The sequence below is a fragment of the Psychrobacter sanguinis genome (genome assembly GCF_020736705.1).
Lineage (GTDB): Bacteria > Pseudomonadota > Gammaproteobacteria > Pseudomonadales > Moraxellaceae > Psychrobacter > Psychrobacter sanguinis.
In genome coordinates this window covers 2045095-2061154 of the sequence record NZ_CP085990.1, presented here as the reverse complement: position 1 = coordinate 2061154, position 16060 = coordinate 2045095, and the positions used below count along the sequence as shown (strand labels likewise).

At 41.1% G+C, this 16060-nt stretch carries 15 protein-coding genes and 1 pseudogene; 9 read left to right on the top strand and 7 right to left on the bottom strand.

What is annotated here, in order from left to right; translation table 11 throughout:
* Nucleotides 1–81: 81 nt before the first annotated feature.
* The 3 genes and pseudogenes from LK453_RS08735 to miaE all read left to right on the top strand — a co-directional run bounded on the left by LK453_RS08735 (nucleotide 82) and on the right by miaE (nucleotide 2726).
* Complete coding sequence (locus LK453_RS08735) at nucleotides 82–1101, top strand: IS701 family transposase (protein WP_201599183.1); 1020 nt, start codon at nucleotides 82–84, stop codon at nucleotides 1099–1101.
* Nucleotides 1102–1116: 15 nt separating this feature from the next.
* Nucleotides 1117–1875 (top strand): annotated as a pseudogene (gene tnpC / locus LK453_RS08730) (IS66 family transposase); the annotation flags it as partial.
* A 119-nt stretch (nucleotides 1876–1994) separates the two neighbouring features.
* On the top strand, nucleotides 1995–2726 hold the full coding sequence (miaE, locus tag LK453_RS08725; protein WP_227672034.1) for a tRNA-(ms[2]io[6]A)-hydroxylase: 732 nt from the start codon (nucleotides 1995–1997) through the stop codon (nucleotides 2724–2726).
* A 126-nt stretch (nucleotides 2727–2852) separates the two neighbouring features.
* Here miaE and LK453_RS08720 read toward each other — a convergent pair whose 3' ends face one another.
* The 5 genes from LK453_RS08720 to mtgA all read right to left on the bottom strand — a co-directional run bounded on the left by LK453_RS08720 (nucleotide 2853) and on the right by mtgA (nucleotide 7275).
* On the bottom strand, nucleotides 2853–3218 hold the full coding sequence (locus LK453_RS08720) for a hypothetical protein (protein ID WP_044298350.1): 366 nt from the start codon (nucleotides 3216–3218) through the stop codon (nucleotides 2853–2855).
* A 163-nt stretch (nucleotides 3219–3381) separates the two neighbouring features.
* On the bottom strand, nucleotides 3382–3696 hold the full coding sequence (locus tag LK453_RS08715) for a hypothetical protein (RefSeq protein ID WP_007395299.1): 315 nt from the start codon (nucleotides 3694–3696) through the stop codon (nucleotides 3382–3384).
* 135 nt (nucleotides 3697–3831) lie between these two features.
* Entirely contained in the window at nucleotides 3832–4038 is a 207-nt protein-coding gene (locus LK453_RS08710; protein ID WP_007395300.1) for a hypothetical protein, read from the bottom strand.
* Nucleotides 4039–4213: 175 nt separating this feature from the next.
* Nucleotides 4214–6424: a polyphosphate kinase 1 gene (gene ppk1, locus LK453_RS08705; protein ID WP_201538282.1), complete on the bottom strand. Its 2211-nt coding sequence runs from the start codon at nucleotides 6422–6424 to the stop codon at nucleotides 4214–4216.
* Between the two features lie 173 nt (nucleotides 6425–6597).
* Nucleotides 6598–7275, bottom strand: coding sequence for a monofunctional biosynthetic peptidoglycan transglycosylase (mtgA, locus tag LK453_RS08700; RefSeq protein WP_007395302.1), 678 nt, complete (start codon nucleotides 7273–7275; stop codon nucleotides 6598–6600).
* 172 nt (nucleotides 7276–7447) lie between these two features.
* Between mtgA and LK453_RS08695 the strand changes: the two genes are divergently transcribed.
* From LK453_RS08695 to LK453_RS08670, 6 genes are all read left to right on the top strand, one after another.
* Nucleotides 7448–7750: a glutaredoxin family protein gene (locus tag LK453_RS08695; RefSeq protein ID WP_007395303.1), complete on the top strand. Its 303-nt coding sequence runs from the start codon at nucleotides 7448–7450 to the stop codon at nucleotides 7748–7750.
* Nucleotides 7751–8071: 321 nt separating this feature from the next.
* On the top strand, nucleotides 8072–9844 hold the full coding sequence (locus tag LK453_RS08690) for an L-lactate permease (protein ID WP_201538284.1): 1773 nt from the start codon (nucleotides 8072–8074) through the stop codon (nucleotides 9842–9844).
* 63 nt (nucleotides 9845–9907) lie between these two features.
* On the top strand, nucleotides 9908–11119 hold the full coding sequence (locus LK453_RS08685; protein WP_044298461.1) for an alpha-hydroxy acid oxidase: 1212 nt from the start codon (nucleotides 9908–9910) through the stop codon (nucleotides 11117–11119).
* A gap of 485 nt (nucleotides 11120–11604) precedes the next feature.
* A complete protein-coding gene (locus LK453_RS08680) occupies nucleotides 11605–12351 on the top strand; it encodes a rhomboid family intramembrane serine protease (RefSeq protein WP_007395308.1) in 747 nt (248 codons plus the stop codon).
* A 62-nt stretch (nucleotides 12352–12413) separates the two neighbouring features.
* Nucleotides 12414–13220 (top strand): MipA/OmpV family protein, encoded by an 807-nt coding sequence (locus tag LK453_RS08675; protein WP_007395309.1) that lies wholly within the window; start codon nucleotides 12414–12416, stop codon nucleotides 13218–13220.
* Nucleotides 13221–13382: 162 nt separating this feature from the next.
* The gene (locus LK453_RS08670) at nucleotides 13383–14159 is read left to right on the top strand and encodes a hypothetical protein (RefSeq protein ID WP_007395310.1); all 777 of its coding nucleotides are present in this window, start codon (nucleotides 13383–13385) and stop codon (nucleotides 14157–14159) included.
* A gap of 90 nt (nucleotides 14160–14249) precedes the next feature.
* Here LK453_RS08670 and nhaC read toward each other — a convergent pair whose 3' ends face one another.
* On the bottom strand, nucleotides 14250–15638 hold the full coding sequence (gene nhaC / locus LK453_RS08665) for a Na+/H+ antiporter NhaC (RefSeq protein ID WP_007395311.1): 1389 nt from the start codon (nucleotides 15636–15638) through the stop codon (nucleotides 14250–14252).
* Nucleotides 15639–15709: 71 nt separating this feature from the next.
* Nucleotides 15710–16051: a 4a-hydroxytetrahydrobiopterin dehydratase gene (locus LK453_RS08660; RefSeq protein ID WP_007395312.1), complete on the bottom strand. Its 342-nt coding sequence runs from the start codon at nucleotides 16049–16051 to the stop codon at nucleotides 15710–15712.
* Nucleotides 16052–16060: the final 9 nt, after the last annotated feature.

Here is a 16060-nt window from a genome sequence, read left to right as displayed (position 1 = left end):
GTAGGTGGTAAATCATTTAGGACTTACGCAAAACCAGAGATATATTGCCAACCTAAAGCACAGCGTAGTACCATAATAGTCATGAAGAAGCCTAAAGTAACCCGACTAGATTATTGCCAATATCTCATGGTGAGCCAAATAAACTACACCATCACCAACTATGCTGATCATCATCCTGAGAACATCAGTCATGACCGTATCAACCGTTATATTAAAGGTGACAAGCTCAAACCTCGTCTAGTATGGGAACAAGTTAAACAAGACATTGTCGCCGATGCTGAGGGTTACTTGCTCTTTGATGATACCGTATTAGACAAAGATCACAGTCATAAGATAGAACTGGTCAACCGCCAATATAGTGGCAATGCTAAACGATTAATTAAAGGCATTGGTCTTGTAAACTGCATCTACGTTAACCCGCATACCCAGCAGTATTGGGTTATTGACTACCGTATTTACGACAAAGCCATCGATGGTAAAACCAAGCTTGATCATTTAAAAGATATGTTACGACACACGATCGAGTACAAGCAATTGGTATTTAAAACGGTGCTCATGGACAGCTGGTATGCCACTAAAGATATCATGCTGACTATTGATGGTTTAGGTAAAATCTTTTACTGTCCGCTTAAGAGCAACCGTTTGGTTGATGATTCTAAGGGGCAACGCGCTTATACCTCAGTCAGTGCTTTACAATGGACTGAGGCCGAACAAGATAATGGCAAATTAATTAAGATCAATAAATTTCCTAAACACTATAAAGTGCAACTGTTTCGGGTTGTGGTGAGTACTCACCGCACGGATTGGGTCGTAACCAACGACACCACTCAAACAAATCGTGATGACGTACAACAGGTGTGCGCCATACGCTGGAAAATTGAGCAGTTTCATCGTGAGATTAAGCAATTAACAGGTATAGAGTCTAATCAGTGTCGAAAAGCACGTATTCAGCGCAATCATATTTGCTGTTCTATATTAGTTTGGATAAGTTTGACCCGTATTGCTAGGCAGACAAAGAAAACGGTATATCAGTTAAAACATGGCTTGCTGGATGACTATCTCTGCGAGCAGTTGCGCTCGCCTAGACTGATTGTTGCGTAAGTCCTATCATTAAAAAAAGGCTATGTCTGGGCGTATCTTACGCCACAGCACAACTCATTAAAAGCGGTGGTCTATGACTTTGCCGAAAGTCGTCGTAATGAGCACCCTAAAGCCTTTTTAGATAAGTGGCGCGGTAAGCTGGTTTGCGATGATTACAGCGGGTATAAGTTCTTATTTCATCAAGGTGTGACTGAAATCGGTTGTCTGGCTCATGCACGGCGTAAGTTTCATGAACTGCATGTCACTGGGCAAAGTATCGTGAGCATTGAGGCATTAACGTTATTTAGGCAGTTGTATGCTGTTGAACGTGAGATTGATGAGCGATTTGAAAAAAATACACCTCCAATACCAAGAGATCCCCAAATAGTTCGGCAAATCAGGCAAGAAAAAGCCAAACCGATTGCCGATAAGCTGCACCAATGGTTACAAGAAAAAAGGCAGTTAACCACTAAAAATGCCAGTATTAGTAAGGCGATGGATTATTGCCTGAAACGTTGGCAGGCGCTGACTCAGTATCTAGATGATGGCAGGCTGCCGATTGATAATAATTGGGCGGAGAATCAGATGCGTCCGTGGGCACTTGGGCGTAAAAACTGGTTGTTTGCCGGTTCGCTGCGAAGTGGGCAGCGGGCTGCGAATATTATGTCAATCATTCAGTCAGCTCGCTTAAATGGTTTGGATGTGTCTGCTTATTTGACAGACGTGCTAAGACGCCTGCCTACTCAAGAGGATCTGGATGAGTTGTTACCTCATCGCTGGGTGCCACCGCAATAGGGGGTGGTCGGATGCTTACGTCTAATTTGATAGAATAGGCCTTATACGCCTTATCTATGTTCCCTATTTAAGTTTTATATCCCCTATACTCTTAGCCAAAGTAATAAATGAGCACAATTATGAGTGATGACAGTCTTAACGATAGCAATAACACAGTAACTGCCCCCGCCAAAACCGATATCTCCCATATTCATGATTTCTTAGGTGCGCCTACACCCAAAGCTTGGCTTGATGCCGCAGTTCATGATTTGCCAACTCTGATTCAGGACCATGCTAACTGTGAAAAGAAAGCAGCTGGTACTGCCATGAACTTAATCTTTCGCTACGAGTTCCATCAAGAGCTACAAATGAAGTTGGCACAGCTGATTCGAGAAGAAATGCTACATTACGAGCAAGTCGTAGGTATTATGGAGGAGCGTGGTCAAAAATGGCGTCACTTACCTGCCAGTCGCTATGCCAAAGGTATGCTTAAGCATAAACGTACTTATGAGCCTGCCGCCATGATTGACATTTTAATTATCGGCGCATTTATCGAAGCTCGCTCTTGTGAACGTTTTGCGGCACTTAGTGAGGTGATTGAGGATGAAAAGCTGGCTAAGTACTATCGCTATTTACTAAAATCAGAAAGCCGTCATTACGAAGACTATATAAGCCTTGCTCGCTCTTTAGAACCTAATAAGGGGGGTACTGTAGATTTAGAAGCCTTATCGCAAGCCACTAATGGCAGTATCAATACTAATGAAGAAACTATGAACGTTGACCAACGTATCGCTTTTTTTAGAGAAATAGAAGCAGAACTCATTACTAGCCCAGATAGCGAATTACGCTTTCATAGTGGGATACCAACCTAAACATTGTTATAAATGAACGACTTCCCACTAACAACGAAACGTTTCAGTACTAATGAAAAGGCCTACTATAAATAGTAGGCCTTTTTATGGATACACTTAGAGAAGTTATGGATAACTCACTTAAACTTATTTAAGATCTTCATTGAGCACACGGGTTTGCGCATTATCAACAGTGGCATAACGATTGGCATCGGTTATTTCATCACTTTGCGGACGCTCAGTACCCATTGTGTTTTCATTCACATTATCATCAAAAGGCGTATTGCCCTGTTGATCTCTTCTATCCGGTTGACGGGCAGGGTTATCCCCTTCCTTCACATGCTCACTATTGATGTACTCATCTTTAAGTGTTTCAGTACCCTTTTCATTTGTTGTTTCTGAATACTGCTCAGATTCATTTGATGTCTTTGAATACTGTTTAGCCTCTTTCTTAACCGCTACTTCTGATTTATCGATCGGAGTTTTGGTTAAATTTGGGTCTTGAGTTTGCATAATCATTCCTTAATGCCACAGTACCTAAATAACTACTTAAATAAGATTAAGTATGTTATTCAAATAGCTTGCGACCAGTGGGTTAAAAACGTAAAAGCGAATTCGAATATGATTAATTCTAAATAAAACTAAACATTACAGCTTAGTTTTAGCAAATCAGATCTTAATCCTCATCGTGTCGACCTAAGTCAAAAGCATTTAACTCGCCCACGTTTCTGCCCGCTGGAGGAAGACGGGTATCATCTTCACGGCCTTCATCATAAACATCATCTGTTTCTTGAGAAGCTTGCTGTGGACCATCAATATCAGGTTGATGCTTTCTGCCTTCATAAGTACCCTGCTCTAACTCACCTTTATCTGAGGTTTCAGCACTTTGGTCGATAGAAGGCGCATCTGTAGCATCTACAGAATGGGTATCTTTAGGATCTTCATACTGTCTATGTTCATCTTTCACTTTTATGGTTTGATTAATTGACATAATATTCTCTTTATATTTTATATTTATCAGAATTAATAATTAGTTGTGCTCATAATCCATATAATATTTATAGTATGAGCAATTAGTAGCATTAACTATTTAAATTGTCTATCTTGAACTGTTTATCAATACGAACTATTTATCAGTCCGTAACTTTTCATCTATAAAAGGGGTTCTCTCTTCACCTGACAGATTTTCGGGCTGTTCAGACGTTTTATTTTTAGCCTCATCAGATTGAAGATTTTTTTCCACTTCATTTGGATTCACTTCATTCGCTGCTCTTTCTACATCTGATTGATTTTCTGATGCTTGCGGTTTTGCATTGTTATTATCGTTGCTCATATTGCTTCCTTTTTTTGTTTATTTAGTTATGCGTATTATCATATAGGCAGCAGAGCTCAATAAACTATTAGAAACACGTAGCTTTGTGTTTAATTATGTTGAAAAAAAAGCAACTTTGTTAACCAAAGTTGCTTTTTTTAGTTTAATTGAATTAATGCAATAGTAGCTAAATCATCTATTGAACCGTTATATCAGAGACATTATTGATTTTTTGTAGTAAATAATCTTGAGCAATAAAAGGCTGCTCACCAGGCTGCGGCTTAACCTGATGCCAATTGCCATCTCCTTTTAATTCCCAAGCCTGTACATTGTCTTTTAAATAGCTAATAAGCCCATCTTGATACACCCGCTTAAACAGCTTTGGATCTTCAACTGGGAAGGCGACCTCAACACGGTGGAACAAGTTACGACTCATCCAGTCCGCACTACCGCAGTACAAGCGCTCGTCACCATTATTATGGAAATAATAGACACGAGTATGCTCTAAGAAGCGTCCGACCACTGAGCGCACTGTAATATTTTCAGACAAGCCTTTGACCTGAGGACGGATACAGCTCATTGAACGTAAGATAAGCTCAATCTTCACCCCTGCTTGTGACGCATCATACAGCTTGTCAATCAAATGACGCTCTGTTAATGCATTACACTTGACGATAATATGGGCTTTCTTACCCGCCTTAGCATGGGCAATCTCATCATCAATAAAAGACATAAATTTAGGATGCATGGTAAATGGTGCATGTAACAGCTTATTGACGTTGGCCGCTTTGCCCATACCGGTAAGCTCTTGGAAAATCTTATGCACATCTTCTGATAAGTCTGGGTTTGCTGTGAACAATCCATAGTCAGTATAAGCTTTGGCATTGCCCTCATGATAGTTACCCGTCCCTAGATGCACATAGCGGCGTATCTTATTGTCTTCACGGCGTACAATAAGCATTAATTTTGCATGGGTTTTGTAGCCGACGATACCGTAAACCACAACCGCCCCTGCTTCTTGTAACAGGTTGGCCACTTCAATATTAGAAGCTTCATCAAAACGAGCACGTAGCTCAATAATGGCAGTTACCTCTTTGCCATTTCTAGCCGCTTCTGCTAGCGCTTTAACAATCTCAGAGTTCGTACCTGAACGATATAAGGTTTGTTTAATTGCCAAAACTTTAGGGTCAGTTGCTGCCTGCCAGATCATGTTGACCACAGGGTTAAATGACTCAAAGGGATGATGCACCAACACATCACCGCGGCGAATGGCAGTAAACATGCTCTCATCTTTATCAAAAGACTCTCTTCTAAAAGGCTTTGGCATGATGTGTGAAAATGGTTGAAAACGTAGCTTAGGAATATCGAAATCAAATAGTAAACGGGTTAAGTTTACCGGTCCATTGACTCGATATAACTGCTTTTCATGAAGTCCAAATTCTTTAAGCAAATAATCACTGATTTCTTTAGGACAATTGGTGGTCACCTCTAAGCGAACCTTGTCCCCAAAACGGCGATTGTCTAACTGCCCTTCTAATGCTTTAGCGATGTCTTCTACATCGTCAGACAGCTGAAGGTCGGCATTTCGAGTGAGACGGAACTGGTTGCATCCGGTGACGTTCATTCCTGGGAATAGTTTACCCACATGCTCATGAATCACCGCAGATAACATAATGTGGTGTTCTTTCCCCTCTGTCAGCTCATCAGGCAGACGAATGACTCGCGGTAAACTACGAGGTGCAGGTACTATTGCCAAATTAATATCTCGGCCAAAGGCATCTTTGCCCTCTAAGCTTACGATAAAGTTGAGGCTTTTGTTTACCAATCTTGGGAACGGGTGCGCTGGGTCAATACTTATCGGCGTCAACACCGGCATCACCTGCTCCATGAAGTATTCTTTCATCCACTGCGCTTGCTTTGGGTTTAGTTCATCACGCTTCAAATAGCGAATATCTTCTTCCGCCAAGGCAGGCAAGATCTCTTCATTTAAAATACGATATTGCTCTTCAATAGCTTCATGAGCCACCTCTGATATTTCTTGTAACACTTCACTGGGACGCATTTTATCCGGTTTGTGCGAGATATTACCGTGATTGAGTTGCTGCATAAGTCCTGCAACTCGGATTTCGAAAAACTCATCCATGTTCGAGGAGAAAATAATCAAAAAGAACAAACGCTCTAACAAAGGATGGCTGGGATTGGTCGCTTGAACTAGGACTCTTAAATGAAACTGAAGCCAAGAAAGCTCACGGTTGATATAACTGTTTGGCGAATAAGTGCCATCTTCATAACGTTCCCAATCTAAAGTGGTGAACTCAGATGCACCACTATTTACAGCTTTATCAGGGGTGGTGGTTTCTTGCTTATTTTTCATTTCTTTTTTTTGGTTGGCTGTCGTAGTAGTCATGAAGAAATGAGCCTCCTTATTTTTTGGCTTATGGGCGGGCGGTCAGTGTGACTTATAGCCGGTATAACAAATCGAATATTAACTATAATGTATTTTACAGGGCTATTAAACATAGCCACTCAAAATCATACAACTGTCATGCCTTACCTTACCATGTATATTTGACAAGAATGTTAAGGTAGCACAGCATTATTCATACGACGCATAATAATGCGTTGTTTGTTAAGTAACCGCTTATTGCTCATGTGCTTTTCATAATACTTAGGATTGGTCAACATACTGATCAATAAAGCAGACTGATCACGATTAAGTTTACTGGCAGATTTGTTAAAATAGTATTGCGAAGCAGCCTCGATACCATAAATGCCATTACCAAATTCAGCCACATTTAAGTACGCTGTTAAAATACGCCGCTTATCCCACATACCTTCTATCATTAACGTAATACTGGCTTCAAGCCCCTTACGTACATAAGAGCGATGGGAAGTTAAAAACAAGTTTTTTGCCAATTGCTGAGTAATGGTAGACCCTCCAGCGGCAACCGTTCCTGAGCTTTCATTCTTCTTCCTTGCCGCTTCAATACCTTCCATATCAAAACCATTGTGACTCACAAATCGAGAGTCTTCACTAACAATGGCTGCTTGCTTGGCAGACTTAGCAATGTCTTCATACTCAACCCAAGTTTGCGTCACTTCACCCCCATCCAAACGATGGCTCAACATAAACATACTATTATTAATCGGTTGTGTCTTCCAGACCAACAATAAGCCCGCAACAGAGACATAAAAAGCTACTGCCAATAGCATGAGTGCCCAAAAGATACGCTTAAAAAAAGAAAAAACTGCCGTCATAATTTTTGACTCGGCTAACGGTTAAAATTAAAACAATGATAAACTAACTTGACCCTAACTGGTAGCGGTGTTTTCTGAAGTTCTTTACTAAACACTTAGTCAACTTAAGGGACTTAATGGAATGACTACCAGATAGTAAAAACTAATTGAAAGAATCCTATAGGATAACATTTTGACTGATATTACCACCACCCGTCAGCTAATTATTCAACAAGCTCACCTAAAGCTGGATCTCGATAAGGCTGAAAAAACATGGTTTTTATTGGGCACGATGGGCTGCCACTTATGTGATGAAGCTGAAAATCTGCTTAGGCTATTTTCTGGTGTAACGGCAACGGCTATCGAAAAAGTCGATATCGCTGACTTTGAAGAAGAATTTATGATGCAATTTGCCACCATGATTCCAGTTGTACTGACCCCAACGCAACAAATAAACTACCCTTTTTCTGTGGCTGACCTCATGGCACACCAATGATAAAAAATTCTTACTATGAATAAAACAATGGTTTACTTAGGCAGTAATTGTAAATAGAATGCTCACTCTTTTTAACACCATGAGTCGTACTTTGAGTTATTTCTCAGTTTAAAAGTATCAATCTAAGCCGTTTTAGTTAAGAAGACCCTATTAAAAATCTAAATCTCACATCTATTTTTAAGTTATTGACCTTAAGTTATTAGCTTCAAATTATTAGATTGAATTATGAGCATTTGATCTGAACCAAATATGTGCTTATAGGTTGTCAATGCAATGGCTACTATTCCCAACAAATACTCCTAAGTTAAACAAGGATGTTTTATGTTTACTTTTTTGGCACTAATGCCTATTTTGACCGTTTTCATATTATTGGTGGTGCTACGCCTACCTGCTAAGTATGCGATGACTGCCTCTTATTTAGTCACCGCCTTGTTGGCATTATTTGTATGGCATGCCGGCGCTGCACAAGTAGCAGCTGCGACCGCCAATGGGATTATTGTTGCCCTAACGATTTTATTTATTGTTTTTTCCGCTATTTTGCTACTCAATACGTTAAAAGAAAGTGGCGCTATGTTGGCTATCCGCCGTGGCTTCATGGATATCACGCCTGATCGGCGAGTCCAGGCCATTATCGTAGCTTGGTTGTTCTGCTCTTTAGTTGAGGGTTCATCAGGTTACGGTACCCCTTCAGCGGTTGGCGCACCCTTATTATTAGCACTAGGGTTCCCAGCAATGGCGGCCGTTATGGTGGTGTTGATCATTCAATCTACTCCGGTTTCTTTCGGAGCAGTTGGTACACCTTTATTACTTGGGGTTTGGTCGGGCATTGATAACAAACAGGACTTGGCTGATTCTATTCAACCCTTATCTATCTCAGATTATTTATTACAAATTACCGCTAATGTCGGTCTATTTCACGCCTTAATCGGGGTTTTAATCCCTCTCATTTTAAGTGCTTTTTTAACCCGCTTCTTCGGTGAGAAAAAATCATTCGTTGAAGGGTTGAAAGTATGGCCATTCGCTCTTTTTGCTGGTATTTGTTTTACCCTTCCCTACTACTTAGTCGCCAAATATCTAGGGCCTGAATTCCCTTCACTGGTCGGCGGCTTTATTGGTTTACTCATTATCGTTCCAGCAGCCAAGCGCGGTTTTTTAATGCCCAAAGAGATTTTCGATTTTGGCCCTAGAGAAAGCTGGGACCAAGATTGGTTAGGTACTTTGGCACAAGAAGATTTTGATAACAGCGTGGCCCCAAAGTTTTCAGTTTTACGAGCCTTCTCTCCTTATGCTATCGTAATTGGTCTATTGATTATCACCCGTGTTATTGAGCCTCTGCAGACATTCTTAACAGGTGATTCTACTACGATTGTCTTTAGTAACTTATTTGGCACTGACATCTCTAGTAAAGTGCAATTGCTTTATTCACCAGGCACTATTTTAATCATTACCTCTTTATTGTGCATATGGCTTTACGGCATGAATACAGGGCAAGTCAAACGCAGTTGGTCAGTCTCAGCAAAAACCATGGTTGCCGCGGCACCTGCATTATTATTGTCTGTCCCGATGGTTCAAGTATTTATTAACTCTGGGTCAAGTATTGAGGTTGCCACCGATTTACCAGCTATGCCTATCTTATTAGCACAAAGTGCGGCAGGAGCTTTTCATGAAACGTGGCCATTGGTTTCACCTTGGATTGGTGCAATGGGTGCTTTCATAGCTGGGTCAAACACCATTAGTAATATGATGTTCTCCTATTTTCAATGGTCAACAGCCAGTCAAATCGGACTAAATACTGACCTCGCTGCTCAAGTTGTGGCTTTACAGGCCATCGGTGGTGCGGCTGGCAATATGATTTCAGTACATAATGTGGTGGCTGCGTGTGCGGTAGTGGGACTAGTCAATAAAGAAGGCTACGTCATCCGTAAAACCTTGGTGGCCATGACCTACTATGTGGTCCAAGCTGGGTTTTTAGGCATGGCGGTTATCTTTGGTGGTGCTATTTGGTGGTTGTTAGCCGTCATATGGCCAATCCTGTTCTTGACAGTGATGTCTGTTACCAGTAAGTCGGCTGCTTCTAAAAGCTCAAGTATTTAACTTACGCAATTTCCATTAGCCCTAGGGCATCGCTCGATGCCCACATCAGATGAGTGTATTACCATGAAAGATTTATCAAAAATCACTGAAATTGAAGATTTACGCAGAATAGCTGAGCGTAAAGTGCCTCGTATGTTCTATGATTATGTTGACTCTGGGTCATGGACGCAGACCACTTATCGCAATAACGAAACCGACTTTGACCGTATTAAACTGCGTCAACGGGTTTTGGTCGATATGGACAATCGTAGCCTTGCCACCCAGATGATCGGTGAAGATGTCAAAATGCCGATTGCCATTGCACCTACTGGCTTTACCGGCATGATGTGGGCCAATGGTGAGATGCATGCTGCCAAGGCTGCTAAAGACTTTGGGGTGCCATTTTCATTGTCTACTATGAGTATCTGCTCTATCGAAGATGTGGCGGAATATACCAACCATCCTTTTTGGTTTCAGCTCTATGTGATGCGTGACCAAGACTTCATGGCCAATCTTATTCGCCGTGCTAAAGCTGCCAATTGCTCAGCGTTAATCCTGACTGCCGACTTACAGGTGTTAGGACAGCGTCATAAAGATATTAAGAATGGCCTATCAGCGCCGCCTAAGCCAACACTTGCCAATATCCTGAACTTAATGACTAAGCCTGAATGGTGCTTTAATATGCTAGGTGCTAAAAGTCGTACTTTTGGTAACATCGTGGGCCACGCTAAAGGTGTGGGCGATTTGTCTTCTTTGTCTTCATGGACCTCTGAGCAGTTTGACCCTAGCTTAAGCTGGGAGGATGTGGCACGTATTAAAGACATGTGGGGCGGTAAGCTTATCATCAAAGGTATTATGGAACCTGAAGATGCGGTAATGGCCGCTCGAAGCGGAGCAGATGCTTTGGTCGTCTCTAACCATGGGGGTCGTCAATTAGATGGCGCGCCCTCTTCAATCGCCTGTCTTGCTGATATTGTACAAGCGGTACAAGCTGAAAACAGCAACATTGAAATATGGCTAGACAGTGGTATTCGCTCAGGACAAGATGTACTTAAAGCCATCGCCCTAGGTGCTAAAGGCACCATGATTGGTCGTTCTTTCTTATATGGTTTAGGGGCTTATGGTGAAGATGGGGTACGCCGTGCGTTAGAAATCTTATATAACGAGTGCGATATCACCATGGCATTCTGCGGTCATACCAATATTAATAATGTCACTGACGATATCTTGGTAAAAGGCACTTATGAGTATCTAAAAACCTCTATTCCTCAAGTAGCGCCTATTCGTTGGGGTTAATACCTTAATAGTTTAACTTAATGTATTGATAGCTTAACTCAATACTTTTGATGCCCTAAATGAATTGTTATTCAGTATTGAATAGCAAATCACTTAAAAAACCGGTTGAGCTTGGCTTTAGTCGCTGCTTTGACCGGTATTTTTTTGCGTGCTTATTTATTCTGGTTGAGATTCTGGCTGGCGTACATCTTATAGTCAAAGAACTTTAAATATGTTACCAGGCAACCGAGTGCAGTTATTACTACAGTAGGCTTAGCGAGATTAGTACTGTAACTATTTATAGGTTCGCCCACTATAGCTGATAAATATATAGTCATAGGCAGCTAAATTAAGAGCAAGGCAACCGAGTACATGCACGCCTCTAGTAAGCTTATCAAAGTTAAAGACGTACTTTTATATCTCGCTTATGACGATAACAGCTAGGTGGCTATACTATGGCTTTAGCTATGCTAAAATAGCGCCATCTTTTATCATTAAAATTTATTATGCCTATTAAAGAATTGGTTAGCCGTGCCCCGGTGACCGCCTTATTACTGCTTAGCTTTGTTGCTCTATTTGTGATCCAAGTAGCCACAGGCGTCGATATCAATCAGCCCAGCTTAGAGGATTTACTTAAGTGGGGAGCCAATGCTTTGCCTTACACCATCGGTTACGAGCCTTGGCGTTTGGTCAGTAGCGGATTTTTGCACATAGGTCTAATGCATTTACTATTTAACTGTTTTGCTATGTATTACTTTGGCCAAGTGGCAGAAGTGACCTTTGGCTCAGTTAAGTTCCTACTTTTATTTTTACTCTCCACTGTTGGCGGTAACCTACTTAACAGCTATGTGACGTTGTGGCAAATATTCCATAACGAAGGAGCTCCTGGCATTTCAGCAGGTGCGTCAGGCGGTATCATGGGTATCGGCATGGCCCTGCTTATGGTTGAACTACTTAAAAAGACCTTACTTAACTTTCCGGCAAAAGGTGGTAATCCACAGCTGAAAAGTTTGGCCATTATCATGGGCATTAATCTTATGTATGGCTTTGCGGTTCCTGGTATTGATAATGCAGGACATATTGGCGGCGCCCTAACCGGTGCTATTTTGGCAGTAGGCATTATGCTTGGCTATCGTTATTCAGCTACCCATAATAAAGTTTCATTTAAAGCCTTACCGTGGTTAATTTTTGCTATTATTGCGCTTATATTTTATAAGTTATGGCTAGACTTACATCTACAGATAGGGCTATAGTTAATTTGGCTGGGGTTATCCCCCTTCTTGCTTTAGACCCCTAACCAAAAAAGAGTATTGAAATGAAAATCACAGCAAAAAAACTGCTTAATACCGCAACAGTTACCCTATCTTCAGGGATGCTAACCTTAGGGTCAAATATGGCTCAAGCACAGACTATTGCGCCTGAGATGGCCACTGACTCTACAGATAAATTAGGGGTGCAATTGGGGGTTAACGTCAGAATTAATAACACCGCTTATGACATTGATGATGGCGATGTGTCTGTTTTACCCAGCTTATTTTTTGATAATGACAAGTATTATGCACGTGGCAGCCAAATTGGTACTTATCTGGTAGATGATGGCAGTAATGAGGTTTTAGCATTTGTACAACCTGGCGGCTCGTCATTTGATCCTGATGATGCCAAAGGTGACTTAGCCAATCTTGACGAAAGAAAATGGTCAGGTTTAGTAGGCGCAAGTTATATGCGCACTACTCCAATTGGTGGATTTCGTGCGCAAGTTTCTACTGATGTGTTAGGACGCAGTGACGGCACCATCGCTCGATTGACGTACCTTGGCAAGTTAACCCCTGGTAAATGGACCATTTATCCTAGTGCTGGCTTGGAATGGGTTAATAGCAACTACAACGAATACTATTATGGTATCAGTCAAAAAGAGGCGGATAAGACCAATTTAGAAGTCTATAAGCCCGACTCAAGTATCAGTCCTTATATCAGCGTTAATGCTACTTATAATATCAATAAAGACTGGGATTTATTCTTAGGGCAATCGGTTAATTTCTTAGCAGATGAACAACGTGATAGCCCTATGGTTAAAGACCGGGTAGATTACACCACGACGGTTGGTCTACTTTACGAGTTTTAATTGAGTCTTTATTTTGAGTACTCGGATGCTGTGTCGATAAAATCATAAAATACTGTATTACCTGGTATTTAAGACCTGTTAGTCAAGACTAGCTATTTATAATGATGTTTAAGAACTGCTATTTAAGTCTAAGCGCTGCCGCCAATATTAAGAGGAATTTACGTGCAACAAAATCAGCAAGCTATTAACGCTAACTCAAATAACTCTTACGATGATTTTGATGACGGATTGAAGCTTAACATTTCAGAGCTTTGGTCGTATGTGACTGGCAAAGTAAAAACTGTCTATGATAAGGCTGCGGATACTATCGACGATGAGTTTTCATTACCGGTAAGCCAAGATCAAGTTAATGCGGCTTTAAAAAAGTTCGTTACAGATAACGTTTCGCAGATTTTAGAGATTAGAGTCGAGTTGCATGATGATTGGTTCAGATTATTTTGTACCCTAGAAATTTCTGGCGTTTACGCTGAAGTGGCCAGTAATTTTGGTTTGGTGCATGTGCAGATTGATCGAGATGTTCAGCGCTTTGTTTTTGCTCAAAAAACCAATACTGATGTCCTTAATCTGCGATGTGATTCCTTTTTGAAACGTAGCGGCATTAAGTTTGTTATCTGGTTTTACCACAGTGTGCTAAAGAAAGATCCTTTAGGCTTTATTCTGAGTAAAATTAATATTGCCCGACCTAAGGACAATATTATTTATTTGGACATCAACCGCTGGTTGAAACGTAATAAGAAAATTATCAGTACGCTGCATAAGGTACAGGTAAATTACGCATTGCTAGAAGAGCAACAGATGCTTTTAAAAACTAAAGTTAATGTGCGCGACTTATTGAATAACAACAGCATCGAAGACATTATCACCCCTGATGACGAGCCTGAACTGTTAAAAGGTCCGACCAATCCGATTAGTGATGCTATTAGTCCCAGTCAAGAATAAAACGTAGAGCCTAACCCGCTATCTTATAAGAAAGCCCCTACTCATTATGATAGGGGCTTTTTATTTTTATCTATACTTATAATAATAAAGCTACTTCTCAACTGTTTTTGAAATGGTAATGCCTGTATAACCAAATAAAATGGTCAATAAGAAAGACAGATAACAGAAGAAAGCATAAGGTAAATAATCAAGCACAGGTACGCCCAATGCCTGACTGATGAATACACCACACACACTCCAAGGTACCAGTGGGTTAATAACTGTCCCGGCATCTTCTAACGTTCGCGATAAGTTTTTAGGATGCAAATTCAATCGTTCAAACACTGGTCTAAATGCCGTACCTGACAACAGTAAGCTCAAGTACTGCTCACCAATCAATACGTTAATACCAAGCGCTGACATCGCTGCTGCGGCAATAGCACGCCCGCTAGTGTTAAGGCTGTCTTCAATGCCTAACAACAATGCTGGTAAAATACCCAAAGTAGTCAACAGCCCGCCCAAGCTTAATGCTAAGATAACGATAGTTTGGGTGAAAAATATACTATTCACCCCGCCGCGAGACAGAATACCACCGACGTCACCTAGATCTAAATTCTCGGCTGGATGATAGCCTTGAAAGAAATAACCTCCTAACTGCCCAATGTCTGGTGAGCTGTGCAGGTAAGTCACGATCAATGCTGCGATAATGGTGCAGATAATAGTATAGATTGCATTGACTCGTAACACCGCCAAAATGATTAATACCAAGAAGGGTAATACGGCGTAACCATGCACTAGCCCACTGTCTATTAGCTGACCTTGTAATGCGGTCACTTGGCTTAAGTCTGACGTCGTGGTATTGCCAGATAAAAACCAAAATAACAAGGCGGTGATTATCCAAGCAGGCACGGTGGTATACATCATATTTCGAATGTGCTCAAATAGATCAATACCCACAACAGACGCTGCAATGGTACAAGTATCTGATAAAGGCGACATTTTATCGCCAAAAAATGCACCTGACACAATCGCACCAGCTGCAATTGCTACATTCGCATCAAATGCATGGCTCATACCTATAAAAGCCACACCTAGGGTTGCCACAGTGGTTAAACTACTGCCCAATGCAATACCAATGACCGAGGTCAAAATAAAGGCGGAAATATAATAAAACTGTGGTGAGATAATCTCAAAGCCAAAGTACATGACTGTCGGAATAGCACCAGACATCATCAGTGCGGCTACCAGCAGACCAATAAAGAAAAATAGATAAATAGCCCCTATACCGCGCATCACACCAGTCGCCATTTGGGTCTGCATGTCCTCAAAACTTAGACCTTTAAACAGACCCACTGCCAATAAAAAGCAAATAGCTAATATCAAAGATAAGTGTGGCACCCAGCCAAAGCCAATCATGGTCACACCCATAATGGCAATAATTAAAATAGAAAGTAAAAAGGCCAGCTTTGGCGTGACCTGAGTTAATATTTGTGGAGGCATAACACATCCTTATGTTGCCGTTACTTTAAAATCCATTTGCATCAAAAAACGTTTAGTATCTGGCCTCATGCTTATTGTTCAAATAACACATCGGTCTTAGCCGCCATAACAAAGTCATTTTGATGTAGCCCCTTAATACTATGCGACCACCAGTTTACTGTTACCTTACCCCACTCTATCAAAATACCGGGGTGGTGGCCTTCTGCTTCGCTAATTTCAGCCAATTTGTTGGCGAATGCCATGCCTGCCATAAAGTTTTTGAACTTATAAACACGCTGTAGCTGTTCGATACCTTCTATTTCAATCAACGACCAAGCTGCAATATGTTTCATTAGTTCGCTAGATTGATCTTGAGTTACTTTTGGGGCATCGATACGACAAGCTTCACAGCTCGCTTGAGATAATATGCTCATAATAAATTC

Excerpts from the sequence above, each read along its gene's own strand:
- LK453_RS08735 (WP_201599183.1), top strand. The coding sequence starts at position 82 with ATGAAGAAGCCTAAAGTAACCCGACTAGATTATTGCCAATATCTCATG.
- miaE (WP_227672034.1), top strand. The coding sequence starts at position 1,995 with ATGAGTGATGACAGTCTTAACGATAGCAATAACACAGTAACTGCCCCC.
- LK453_RS08720 (WP_044298350.1), bottom strand. The coding sequence starts at position 3,218 with ATGCAAACTCAAGACCCAAATTTAACCAAAACTCCGATCGATAAATCA.
- LK453_RS08715 (WP_007395299.1), bottom strand. The coding sequence starts at position 3,696 with ATGTCAATTAATCAAACCATAAAAGTGAAAGATGAACATAGACAGTAT.
- LK453_RS08710 (WP_007395300.1), bottom strand. The coding sequence starts at position 4,038 with ATGAGCAACGATAATAACAATGCAAAACCGCAAGCATCAGAAAATCAA.
- ppk1 (WP_201538282.1), bottom strand. The coding sequence starts at position 6,424 with ATGACTACTACGACAGCCAACCAAAAAAAAGAAATGAAAAATAAGCAA.
- mtgA (WP_007395302.1), bottom strand. The coding sequence starts at position 7,275 with ATGACGGCAGTTTTTTCTTTTTTTAAGCGTATCTTTTGGGCACTCATG.
- LK453_RS08690 (WP_201538284.1), top strand. The coding sequence starts at position 8,072 with ATGTTTACTTTTTTGGCACTAATGCCTATTTTGACCGTTTTCATATTA.
- LK453_RS08685 (WP_044298461.1), top strand. The coding sequence starts at position 9,908 with ATGAAAGATTTATCAAAAATCACTGAAATTGAAGATTTACGCAGAATA.
- LK453_RS08680 (WP_007395308.1), top strand. The coding sequence starts at position 11,605 with ATGCCTATTAAAGAATTGGTTAGCCGTGCCCCGGTGACCGCCTTATTA.
- LK453_RS08675 (WP_007395309.1), top strand. The coding sequence starts at position 12,414 with ATGAAAATCACAGCAAAAAAACTGCTTAATACCGCAACAGTTACCCTA.
- nhaC (WP_007395311.1), bottom strand. The coding sequence starts at position 15,638 with ATGCCTCCACAAATATTAACTCAGGTCACGCCAAAGCTGGCCTTTTTA.
- LK453_RS08660 (WP_007395312.1), bottom strand. The coding sequence starts at position 16,051 with ATGAGCATATTATCTCAAGCGAGCTGTGAAGCTTGTCGTATCGATGCC.